General features: G+C 41.3%; 11 protein-coding genes. 5 read left to right on the top strand and 6 right to left on the bottom strand.

The window, feature by feature from the left end:
* Positions 1 to 148: 148 nt before the first annotated feature.
* The 6 genes from HCG69_RS20500 to HCG69_RS20475 all read right to left on the bottom strand — a co-directional run bounded on the left by HCG69_RS20500 (position 149) and on the right by HCG69_RS20475 (position 6,452).
* On the bottom strand, positions 149 to 676 hold the full coding sequence (locus tag HCG69_RS20500) for an NAD(P)H-dependent oxidoreductase subunit E (RefSeq protein WP_122201725.1): 528 nt from the start codon (positions 674 to 676) through the stop codon (positions 149 to 151).
* Between the two features lie 18 nt (positions 677 to 694).
* Positions 695 to 2,461: an NADH-dependent [FeFe] hydrogenase, group A6 gene (locus HCG69_RS20495; protein WP_221651553.1), complete on the bottom strand. Its 1,767-nt coding sequence runs from the start codon at positions 2,459 to 2,461 to the stop codon at positions 695 to 697.
* An 11-nt stretch (positions 2,462 to 2,472) separates the two neighbouring features.
* A complete protein-coding gene (locus HCG69_RS20490) occupies positions 2,473 to 4,380 on the bottom strand; it encodes an NADH-quinone oxidoreductase subunit NuoF (RefSeq protein WP_221651552.1) in 1,908 nt (635 codons plus the stop codon).
* 336 nt (positions 4,381 to 4,716) lie between these two features.
* Positions 4,717 to 4,992, bottom strand: coding sequence for a hypothetical protein (locus tag HCG69_RS20485; protein WP_221651551.1), 276 nt, complete (start codon positions 4,990 to 4,992; stop codon positions 4,717 to 4,719).
* Positions 4,989 to 5,789 (bottom strand): ABC transporter permease, encoded by an 801-nt coding sequence (locus HCG69_RS20480; RefSeq protein WP_221651550.1) that lies wholly within the window; start codon positions 5,787 to 5,789, stop codon positions 4,989 to 4,991. Before HCG69_RS20480 ends, HCG69_RS20485 begins: the two co-directional genes overlap by 4 nt.
* A 42-nt stretch (positions 5,790 to 5,831) precedes the next feature.
* Entirely contained in the window at positions 5,832 to 6,452 is a 621-nt protein-coding gene (locus HCG69_RS20475) for an ATP-binding cassette domain-containing protein (protein ID WP_195348526.1), read from the bottom strand.
* A 279-nt stretch (positions 6,453 to 6,731) separates the two neighbouring features.
* On the opposite strand from HCG69_RS20475, the gene HCG69_RS20470 reads away from it, so the two are divergent.
* The 5 genes from HCG69_RS20470 to HCG69_RS20450 all read left to right on the top strand — a co-directional run bounded on the left by HCG69_RS20470 (position 6,732) and on the right by HCG69_RS20450 (position 11,852).
* Complete coding sequence (locus tag HCG69_RS20470) at positions 6,732 to 7,202, top strand: T9SS type A sorting domain-containing protein (RefSeq protein ID WP_221651549.1); 471 nt, start codon at positions 6,732 to 6,734, stop codon at positions 7,200 to 7,202.
* Positions 7,199 to 8,974, top strand: a complete 1,776-nt coding sequence (locus HCG69_RS20465) for a CotH kinase family protein (protein WP_221651548.1) — start codon at positions 7,199 to 7,201, stop codon at positions 8,972 to 8,974. The genes HCG69_RS20470 and HCG69_RS20465 overlap by 4 nt, the downstream gene beginning before the upstream one ends.
* A 256-nt stretch (positions 8,975 to 9,230) precedes the next feature.
* Complete coding sequence (locus tag HCG69_RS20460) at positions 9,231 to 9,761, top strand: ferredoxin domain-containing protein (protein WP_002560202.1); 531 nt, start codon at positions 9,231 to 9,233, stop codon at positions 9,759 to 9,761.
* A gap of 47 nt (positions 9,762 to 9,808) precedes the next feature.
* The gene (locus HCG69_RS20455; protein WP_221651547.1) at positions 9,809 to 10,924 is read left to right on the top strand and encodes an agmatine deiminase family protein; all 1,116 of its coding nucleotides are present in this window, start codon (positions 9,809 to 9,811) and stop codon (positions 10,922 to 10,924) included.
* 43 nt (positions 10,925 to 10,967) lie between these two features.
* A complete protein-coding gene (locus HCG69_RS20450) occupies positions 10,968 to 11,852 on the top strand; it encodes a carbon-nitrogen hydrolase (RefSeq protein ID WP_002560204.1) in 885 nt (294 codons plus the stop codon).
* Positions 11,853 to 12,038 lie beyond the last annotated feature (186 nt).

Here is a 12,038-nt window from a genome sequence, read left to right as displayed (position 1 = left end):
GATTTTGAATCCCATAGAGCCTACTTTGCAAAAGTGACTTATCAAACACGGTTCAACTAAATTGAAGAAGAACCATTCTTGTTATATAAAAGTGTACATTTTTATCATGCAAAACTGTACACTCTTGTATCCATTGATAATCAGCCTGTTACCTCTTATCTATATTCCCATCGCCCGCCGTACTTCCCCGTGCGGGAAGCACATCTAAGTCATCCAGAATCTTTTTTATGTCTACTGGTTGAAGGCGTCCATATACTTTCTCTCCTATCATCACTACGGGGGCAAGGCCACAGGCTCCCACACAGCGGAGGCAATCTAATGAAAACTTTCCATCCGGTGTGGTCTCTCCTACTTCGATACCTAAAATACGTTTGAATTCTTCTAATAATTTTTCCGAACCTCTTACATAGCAGGCAGTCCCCATACAAACTGAGATAGGGTGTTTCCCTTTGGGAGTCATTGTAAAGAATGTATAGAAAGTAACTACTCCATATACTTTTGATACAGGGATATTGAGTTTATGGGCTATGATGCGTTGTATCTCTTCCGGTAAATACCCATGAAGATGTTGGGCTTCGTGCAGAATATTAATGAGCTCTCCCGGAGCATTTCCATGTATGTCACAGATTGCCTTTATCTGTTCGACTACTGTGCATGCTAATTTTATATCTGACATAGTTTTATTTTTTATACGTTAATCAATGGCTTTATTGAAATAATGTGTGTGCAGTAGCATATGTGCTTTCTCACTGAGAGGTTTACCCAAATATTCTTCATAAAGTTTTTGAATATATGGGTTTTCGTGTGATTTCCGCAAAGGTTTCTGCGCATCTTCTTCATATAAAGCACGAGAGCGTGCATACAGTATATCTGCCCGTCCGTGATGGAGCGGTTGCCCTCCGCCACCAATACATCCTCCGGGGCAAGCCATGATTTCGATAGCATGGTACTCATTATGTCCGTTTCGGATATCTTCCAACAAGCGGCGTGCATTCCCTAAACCATGAGCAATCCCCACTTTCAACTCAAAGCCATTCAGGTTGATGGTAGCCCGGCGTACTCCTGCCAGTCCTCTGACGTGTTCAAAGTTTACATTATCCAACGTGGTACCTGTATAAATTTCATATACAGACCGTAAGGCAGCTTCCATAACTCCACCGGTTGTTCCAAAGATAACACCGGCTCCCGTTGATTCTCCCATTGGATTGTCAAACTCACTGTTTGGTAACAGGTTGAAACCGATATTAGCACGTTTGATAAGTGTAGCCAGTTCGCGGGTGGAGATGGAATAATCCACATCGGGATTGCCATTGACTTTAAACTCTTCCCGGTCGCATTCGTATTTCTTTGCCAGGCAAGGCATGATGGAAACCACTATTAGTTTTTCACGTGGAATACCCATTTTCTCTGCCCAATATGTTTTGGCAATGGAGCCGAACATTTGCTGCGGAGAACGAGCCGTAGATGGGATATTTAGTAAATCGGGAAAATGATGTTCAAAGAAGTTCACCCATGCCGGGCAACAGGAAGTCAGGATAGGCAAACATACATTTTTATCCCCATTTAGAAAGCGTGTGAGTCTGTCCAGTACTTCTGCACCCTCTTCCATAATAGTGAGATCAGCTGCAAAGTCGGTATCGAATACATAATCGAAGCCTAATTCACGGAGGGCATATACCATTTTGCCTGTAACCGGGGTACCGGCGGGCAAACCGAATTCCTCTCCTAAGGCCACGCGTACAGCAGGAGCTGTTTGTACAATAACCACTTTATCAGGATCGTCCAGATCTTCGAGGAGCCGGTTGGTATGATCGCGCTCGGTGAGCGCTCCTACCGGACAAACAGCAACGCATTGTCCGCAATAAGTACATTCACTCTCACTCATCTTTTTATCGAATGCAGGAGCTATAGTTGTATTGAAGCCTCTGCGTACAGCTCCCAAGGCACCTACTGTCTGTACATCATTGCAAACGCTTTCACATCGTCTGCAAAAAATACATTTATCCATGTTGCGAACGATGGAAGAAGTTACTTCCCGTTTACGCAATGAAAGCTCTCCGCCAGTGAATGGCATTTCGCGTACGTTGAAACGAAGAGCAAGGTTTTGCAACTCACAATTGCCGGATTTTGGGCAGGTCAGACAGTCATTCGGGTGATCGGACAGGATAAGTTCAGCTACTATTTTTCGTGCATTCATCACTCGTAGTGTACTGGTACGCACTGTCATCCCTTCTGTACATTTAGTGGCACAGGCAGGAGCAAGATTCTTTCTACCCTCCACCTCTACCACACAGATACGGCAGGAAGCTGGATTGTTTTTGATACAAGTACCCTTCAGGTCAATGTGGCAGAGGGTTGGTATGTTTATGCCGATTTCGGTGGCGGCTTCCAGAATGGTAGTACCAACAGGTACGGTTATCGAGTGACGGTCTATTTGTAGTGTTACTTCTTTTGTTTCCATAGTCTTTGAGATTAACATACAGAGATTGCGTTAAATTTACAGCGTGCCATACACATGCCACACTTGATACATTTTTCGGGAAGAACAGTATGTGGTTTACGTGGCAGACCTGTGATGGCATCTGCCGGACAGTTTTTGGCGCAAAGGTGACAACCGATACACAGATCGGGGTTGATATAGTACGTGAGCAGAGATTTACATTGTTTGGCACGGCAGGTCTTATCCCGTACATGCTCTATGTATTCATCATAAAAGTTATCCAATGTAGACAATACCGGGTTGGGAGATGTCTGTCCCAATCCACACAGCGCGGTATCTTTTATGACTTTACCAAGCGTTTGCAGCGTCTGTAGATCTTTTTCTGTAGCTTTACCTTCCGTTATTTTATTGAGTAGTTCCAATAATCGTTTATTACCGATACGACAAGGGGTACACTTACCACAGGACTCTTCTACCGTGAAATCAAGGAAGAAGCGGGCTACCGATACCATACAATCGTCTTCGTCCATGACAATCATTCCTCCGGAACCCATCATGGAGCCGGCAGCAAGCAGGTTGTCGAAGTCGATAGGTGTATCGAGGTGTTTTTCTGTGAGGCAACCACCTGACGGGCCTCCTGTTTGTACAGCTTTAAACTTTTTATCTCCTTTGATTCCTCCGCCTATTTCATAAATTACTTCCCGTAGTGTTGTCCCCATTGGAACCTCTATCAACCCTACATTATTAATCTTTCCGGCTAAAGCGAAAACTTTCGTCCCTTTAGAGCGCTCTGTACCGATGGAAGCAAACCATTCGGCTCCGTTGATTAATATAATAGGTATATTTGCTAATGTTTCTACATTGTTCACATTGGTTGGTTTGTTTTGGTATCCCGATTCAGCCGGGAAAGGTGGTTTCAAAGTAGGTTCTCCCCTTTTACCTTCCATAGAATGGATAAGTGCAGTCTCTTCACCGCACACAAATGCACCGGCTCCATATCTTATATCTATATCAAAGCAGAAATCTGTTCCTAATATGTGTCCGCCTAATAATCCGTATTCACGGGCCTGTGTGATGGCTGTTTTCAACCGATGTATGGCGAGCGGATATTCTGCACGGATGTATACCAAGCCTTTGGAGGCTCCGATGGAGTATCCGCACAAAGCCATTGCCTCAATAATAGAATGGGGATCACCTTCCATGATTGAACGATCCATAAATGCTCCCGGATCTCCTTCATCAGCGTTACAGACTACGTACTTAATGTCGGATTCCTGACGGGCAGTCAGTTCCCATTTCAGACCTGTAGGAAACCCACCACCTCCCCGTCCACGTAGTCCGGAGCGTTTTATTACATCTATCACTCTATCCGGAGTATGGTTGAGCAAGTAGTTTGCTAAAGCTACATAACCATTGCGTGCGATGTATTCTTCTATATTCTCCGGATCTATAAATCCGCAGTTACGCAATGCAATTCGTAATTGCTTCCGATAGAAATCCATGTGTTTGGAGTCACTTACTTTTTGTTCCGTCTTAGGATCAGTGTACAGCAGGCGTTCTATTTTCTTTCCTCCTATAATATGCTCCTTTACAATTTCTTCGGCATCTTCGGGGGTGACTTGAGTATAGAAAGTGTTGTCCGGAATGATTTTTACGATAGGACCTTTTTCACAAAAGCCAAAGCATCCGGTCGTGATTACTTCTACTTTGTCTGCTATTCCGCTTTCTTTAAGTATTTTGTTCAGATTGTCAGCAATAAGGTGACTGGAAGATGCTTTGCAGCCCGTACCTCCACAGATCAGAATCTGCAAATGTTGTGAACCAAGAGCCAGCCCACAACTGTTTTCAGTTACTTTATCATTGCTCTCTTCACGTAAACGGAGGGCAGTCTCCGCACTTCTTCTGATCTTTTCAAGATCGTGAATTGATAGTATTTTCATCCGTATTAAATTAAGTTCGTAGCAAATATAGTAATTCAAATGATTATACAAAAAGAAAGCGTGTGAAATATTAAAAGGAAAGTATTGTATGAAAATTAAATAGCTTATTTAGGATATATTTGTATACTGGAGGTTGCAAAAACGATTTTAATGTATCATTAAGACAGAGCAGTATCTATCTGATGAAACGCGGATTAACACAAATGAACGCAGATTAAAAGACTGTAGTTCTTTATCATACATTTGTTTTCCTTTGCGAAAATCTGCGTTTATCTACGTTTCAATAAAGATTAAAAAACTCTGTGGAACTCTGTGTTACTCTGTGGTGAAATACACTCAAAACCGTTTATATTTAATAAGAACTTTATTTTTTAAAGCGTATTTCTCGTCTACTACTCTATCTGTAGGGAAAAATGTGAATATAATCCTCCAATCTTCTTTTTGATAAACGAATTTTCGTGCATTTGTTCCTTGTTCTATTAACACAAGTTTCTCCCGAATGAAGCGTTCTATGTCGGATGGTATAACGATCCCTTCCCGTGAGACTTCTGCTGTAATGAAGAATCCCGGTGTTGATAACTTTGAAATGAATTCCAGAATCTGTTCTGTCATTTTTTCTCTTTCTTTTCTACCATAACCTGTAATAGTTTGCCATAAGCATCAAATGATTTACGTGATGCCAGCGAAATGGTAATCATTAATGAAAGCATGGAAGCTGTAAATGTAATGACCATAATCATCATTTGATATTTGATAGCCACATTCGGACTACTTCCTCCCAATATCTGACCAATCATTGTTCCCGGAAGTGCAACCAGTCCCATTACAGCAATGTTGGCTATCAGTGGGCTGAAAGCTTTAATAATTGCCTGCCGGATGAAAGGTGCCTGTGCTTCCTGCCGGGTAGCTCCGTTGCCAAGCAGATAGCAATAGAGTTGTTCTTCCCGTTTCAAACCACTATAATAGGTATTCAGTGCAATGACATTACTCGAAAGCATGTTTCCCATTAAGATACCGAAAATAGGAATGAAATATTGTGCGCTGAATACATTGTCCAGCTGTAGCACTACGCCAATAAAGTACATCCCAACCAGGACAACACTGCATAGAAAGCCTACACTGATAGGAATCAATAGTATTTTTCGTTTTAGCCCGGTACGTACGAGAGCTGTCTGTCCGGCTACAAATATCATAATAATCACCCACAGAAAGTTTATCCACGGATTATTCCACAGAAACAGATATTTTAAGTACATCCCGATAAGGAAGAGTTGTACGATCATACGTGCTGTACCGATAAGAGTGGCTCTGAGTAGTCCGGTTTTAAATTTCCACAAATAAAATACAGGGATTATCAGTAAGAGTAACCCTGTTAGCAGACTGAGGTATGATATATCGATGGTTCCCATGGAAATATTTACGATTAGACGATTTACGAGTTACGATTGAAGTTACAAATTTATTAACTGATTACAGCCGTGAGCAAAAGTTTTATCGTGCGAAACGGCTAAAACGGATGCTCCTTGTTCTGTTTGTCGGTGAAAAAAGGCCAGTACTTTATCTGTAGATCCGGAGTCGAGTGCCGAAGTAGGCTCATCTACTATGATAAGTGGCTTTTTCAACAAGGCAGCCACGGCTATCATAATACGTTGCCGTTGTCCGCCGGATATTTCCCCTACCCGTTTTCGATACAAATCTTCATCCAGCCCCAGTTCTGCAAAACAACTGAACAGTCTTTCTTCAGAAAAAGAGGCTCCCCTGTTTGCTTTAAGTTCGAAAGGTAACTGTACCATTTCTTTTACCCATTCCATAGGCAGAGCCAGTTCCTGCGGAATCCAAGCTATCTGCCGACGAATGGTGTCAATGGTATTTCGGGTCAGTTCGAAGTCACCTACGGTAATTGTTCCTTTACGGAGAGGGACAAATCCCATGACAGCATTTAGAAGAGAAGTTTTTCCTCGCCCCGATTCGCCTGCGATACAAGCGGTTTCACCTTTATGTAACTGCATGCAAAAACCGGAAAAGAGCTCTTCGTCTCCGAAAGCAATACATGCATTGTCTATTTGTAGCATTTTACTTCTTTATTCTATCTTTCTGGCAAAGGTAAACAAAATATTGGAAGAATCGTAGAATAATCTACTTCACATACCTCTTAAGTCTGTTTTTGCAGAAACATTGTTTGGGTGTTATTTCTTGTATATTCTCATTGATTTTAAATATAGCTGACAACGATTGTTTTGCTTGAATACTGCGAGTATGCTTAATTGATGTTAAATAACAACATTCCGTTTGGGGTGTTCCTATCTCTCATATGTTTTATCAAATAGAGTTAATTATTAAATCTTTCTATTATGAAACACATTTATGTATCATTACTGAGTGTCTTTTGCTGTATGTATGCCCTTCCCTCCAATGCTCAGCAGTTAGTAGCCACAGCAGGTGAAGATTCCCCTATAGCAACATGGGCTATAGGAGAAGTTATAGGTGGCCATTATCAATCAGATGATTGTATGGTTATTCAAGGCATTTTGTCTTATGTATCCTTTTCTTCACTTGTTGGACTTGAAGACAATGATTGGCAGGATAAAACGGCTATATGGCCCAATTCGGTCAGTGATTATATAAATGTATGTATACCTCAATACAATACTCCGATACAAGTTCGTATTTATTCGTCGGATGGAATGCTTGCAAAGCAATTTCGTCTGTTGAGATCCAAAGAAACTTTTGATTTATCGTTTTTGGCTCCCGGTATGTATGCTGTTAGATTGATTGACATAGATGGTAAAGCAGTAATAACCCAAAAAATCATAAAATTATGAGACACGTTCTTTTATTTATCTGCCTTTGTACTTGTTTGAGTTTGTTTGCCACTAATCCCCAGAAAGGATTTAATTATCAGGCAGTCATACGAGATGCTTCCGGAGTTGCTCTGAAAGAGCAAAATGTAACGCTTTTGGTTACTGTTTTATCTGATAATCAAGTCCTTTATAAGGAAACACATCAGCTTACCACATCTGTTTCAGGGTATGTGAATATGATAATAGGTGCCGGAACCAGTGTTTCGGGTACATTTGAAAACATAGAATGGAGTGCTCAAAATCAGTCCATAAAAGTAGAACTTGACAGAGGCAACGGTTATGAAGTGATTAATACTACAACATTGAATAGTGTGCCTTACGCTAAATATGCAGAATATGCGTTAGGTGATGATTCCGAAGTACTTCAAAAATCAATCAATGCATTGAAAAAAACAAATGATAGTTTAATAAACTGTATTGTTACCTTGGAGGCAAGCTTGAAAAAAAATGAGACATCTATCAGTGATTTGAAAGATGCTACCGCATCATTTACCGAATATCAGGAACTGAAAGATAAAAAATATACTCCTATTCTTCCGTCGGAGAGCTTAGGACAGGTTAATATAACAGTTAATCTGAATGATGTGACAAAGGATTATCCGGTTTCTGCCAAGTTAACTTATAGTGGTGGGAATGGGTATGGATTCAAGTCGGATATAGAGATAACCTATCAGGGATCTTCATCCATGTCTTACCCCAAGAAGAACTTTTCTATTGACCTTGACAGGAAAATAAAATTTGGAAACTGGATACCAATGGACTCTTATCATTTGAAAGCTAATTATATAGATGCCACACAGGCGCGTAATGTCTGTATGGGACGTGTTATCGATGATGTTGCCGGTACATTACCTTTTGAAAAGCAACGTCCCTGGCGTTCGGGTTGGGGAGACAATATCAAAGGGAGTGTATTGGATAATGGTGCCAAAGGGCATATTGACGGATTTCCTGTGGAGCTTTACATTAATGATGAGTACTATGGACTGTATACCTGGAACTTGAAGACGCATCGTGACAACTTCTGTATGGATAAATCCAATCGTAAACATATCTTATTGAAGGCTGAAGACCATAACTATTTCTATGGTTTTGTTGCCGGTAATTGGGAAATGAAGAATCCTAAGATAGATGGTGTAAGTGGTTTGGGTGACATTCCCCAGGATATTCAGAATACAATAGCCCGTCCGTTGAATTGGTTTGGCAGTGTACAGAGGAACCCGAGTTCTTTTAAAAGTGATTTTGCCAGTTATTTTGATAAAGAGTCTATGATTGATTACTATATTCTTCTGGAGGCATTTTATGCTGATGATGATGTAGATAAGAATCTTACGATGTGTACTTGGGATGGGAATATCTGGTATTTTTTGTGGTATGATATGGATACGATTTTAGGGCTTTACTGGAATGGAAGTAAGTTATTGTCCAGTTCGGGTACTGTCCTTAATTCTCCTGAACCCGGAGAAAGTGGCAAACGGTTCTGGAATATGTTTTATACTGCTTTTAAACCAGAAATCATAGCGCGTTGGAATGAATTGAAAAAGGATGCATTGAGTTATAATAATGTAATTGGTCGTTTCTCTGATTTTATGTCACGGATATCACAAGAAGCGTATGAACGTGATTTTAAGAAATGGCCGTATATTCCGTCGAACAGTAGTTGCTATACTTCTTTGGCGCAAATAAGCAGATGGTATCAGGAACGCTTAATATGGATGGATAGTTATTTTAAATGATCTTTGGAAAAGATAAAAGAATAAATGAACAGTCTGTTTCAAAATAATATGGAACAGTCTGTTTTTCTTTATTTTACTGTTAACAATTTGTTTGTAGCAAACGCCTTGCCTGATTGCAGGGGGCGCATTACTTGCCTGTAGCTTACACCCGTTCTGCGTGTAGATAACCCTCCCGGATCAGATAAGGAATTAATTCTTTTTTCAACTGCATTTTTATATTTATCTTTGCTTACTGATTTTATTTAAAGTAAAGGCTATGATACAGAATGAACGAGACATTCGCCACGAGCATATACTCAACGTGGCGCGGCAGATGATGACAGCTGCCCGTACTGCTCCGAAAGGAAAGGGTATTGATATAATAGAAGTGGCTTTGGTTACAGGTGAGGATATCAAAATATTGTCTGACAAGATGATTGCAATGGTTGAGGAACATGGAATGAAATTCTTTCTTCGCGATGCTGATAATATTCTAAGTGCTGAATGCATTGTATTAATAGGTACGCGCGAGCAAGCACAAGGATTGAATTGCGGACATTGCGGATATGCTACGTGTGCAGCTCGTGCCGAGGGAGTGCCCTGTGCGCTAAACAGTATTGATGTAGGTATTGCCATTGGCTCGGCATGTGCTACAGCTGCCGATATGAGGGTGGATACACGTGTGATGTTTTCAGCCGGATTGGCTGCCCAGCAACTCAATTGGCTGAAAGACTGTAAAATGGTGATGGCTATTCCTGTTAGTGCTTCTTCTAAGAATCCGTTCTTTGACCGTAAGCCAAAACAGTAAATAGGGTTGTTCTAAAGATTTATAAATATTAAATTGTAAGTAAACAGATGGGAATTATAGTTGGGCTTCCTCGTTCGGGCGGTTCGGAAAAGGATTTGCAGTTGAATTTTGGTAAGGTGATGGCTCAGCAAACAGAGATGCGGGCACCTTTTCTTCCTGCTGAATGGTATCCGCAAAGTGGTGTTCAGCTGACCTGGCCTCATGCGGGAACAGACTGGGCTTATATGCTTGATGAAGTACAGGAATGTTTTGTCAATATAGCCAATGAGATCGCTCAGCGAGAGCTGTTACTGATTGTAACGCCCGAACCGGAAGAAGTAAAGAAGCAGATCGCTGCTACTGTGAATATGGAGAATGTACGCTTTCTGAAGTGTGGCACAAATGATACCTGGGCACGTGATCATGGAGCTATTACCATGATGGACGTAGATGCCCCTTCCCTGCTCGATTTCACTTTTAATGGCTGGGGGCTGAAGTTTGCTTCCGATTTGGACAATCAGATTACCCGTCGTGCCATTGAAGACGGAGTTCTGAAAGGACGCTATGTCAACCGTCTCGGTTTTGTTCTCGAAGGAGGTTCTATTGAGAGTGATGGTATGGGTACATTGCTCACGACTTCTGAATGTTTATTGTCCCCCAATCGTAACGGGCAAATGAATAAAGTGGAGATTGAGGAATATCTGAAGAGTGTATTTCATATTCAGCAGCTACTTTGGCTGGATCATGGTTATCTGGCAGGAGATGATACAGATAGCCATATCGATACACTTGCCCGTTTATGCCCCGCTGATACGATCGTATATGTGCAATGTGAAGATGAGAAAGATGAACATTATAAATCTCTTCATGCCATGGAAGAGCAGCTTAAAACATTTCGCACGTTGGCCGGAGAGCCTTATCGCCTGTTAGCTCTGCCAATGGCCGATGAAGTGCAGGAAGAAGGAGAACGCTTGCCTGCCACTTATGCTAATTTCTTGATACTGAACGATGCGGTACTTTATCCAACTTATGATCAGCCCGGGAAGGACAAACGTGCAGGAGAAGTTTTACAGGAAGCTTTTCCTGGGTATGACATAATTGGCATTGACTGCCGCGCTTTGATCAGGCAGCATGGCTCTTTGCATTGTGTAACCATGCAATACCCCACAGGTATCATAAAGTAACCCCAATCGTAAATCGTAAATTGTCTAATCGTAAATTACTAAGATGAGAAATATAAAAGTCGGCTTGATTCAACAGGCCAATACTTCAGATATCAGAACTAATCTGATGAATCTGGCTCAAAGTATAGAAGCATGTGCCGCACGTGGTGCACAACTGGTTGTGTTGCAGGAGTTACATAACTCTTTGTATTTCTGTCAGACAGAAAACACAAACTTATTTGATCTGGCAGAACCTATCCCCGGCCCCTCTACCGGGTTTTATTCCGAACTGGCTGCCAGTAACCAGATTGTGCTGGTTACCTCTTTGTTTGAGAAACGTGCTCCGGGATTGTATCATAACACTGCGGTTGTTTTTGACAGTGATGGCAGTATTGCCGGGAAATATCGTAAGATGCATATTCCTGATGATCCTGCTTATTATGAGAAATTCTATTTTACTCCGGGAGATATTGGTTTTGAGCCTATCCAAACATCTTTAGGCAAATTGGGAGTACTTGTCTGTTGGGATCAATGGTATCCGGAAGCTGCCCGTCTTATGGCCCTGAAAGGAGCCGAATTATTAATTTATCCTACCGCTATTGGCTGGGAAAGTTCGGATGCGGATGATGAAAAGATTCGTCAGCTCAATGCCTGGATTATCTCTCAGCGTGCCCATGCTGTAGCAAACGGACTTCCGGTTATTTCTGTCAATCGCGTAGGGCATGAACCCGATCCGTCTATGCAGACAAATGGTATTCTTTTCTGGGGAAATAGTTTCGTTGCCGGTCCGCAGGGAGAACTTCTTGCACAGGCCGCTAATGATCGTCCTGAAAATATAGTAGTAGAGATTGATATGGAACGTTCGGAAAATGTTCGTCGTTGGTGGCCATTCCTGAGAGACAGAAGAATAGATGAATATGAAGGGCTGACGAAGCGATTCCTGGATTAAGATTCAAAATTCACCACAGAGTGCTTATTATTTGATAAACGCAGATTAACGCGAATTATCGCAGATTTGAAAGACTGTTATTCTTTTATCTTTTGTTTTCCTTTGCGAAAATCTGCGTTAATCCTTTAGATTTGCATCATAATAAATAGAGGTTGAAATATTATCTTTGTAGTTAAAACAAGTTAA

The sequence above is a fragment of the Bacteroides sp. K03 genome (assembly GCF_019734355.1).
Taxonomy (GTDB): Bacteria; Bacteroidota; Bacteroidia; order Bacteroidales; family Bacteroidaceae; genus Bacteroides; species Bacteroides nordii.
This window is presented reverse-complemented; position numbering and strand designations above follow the sequence as displayed.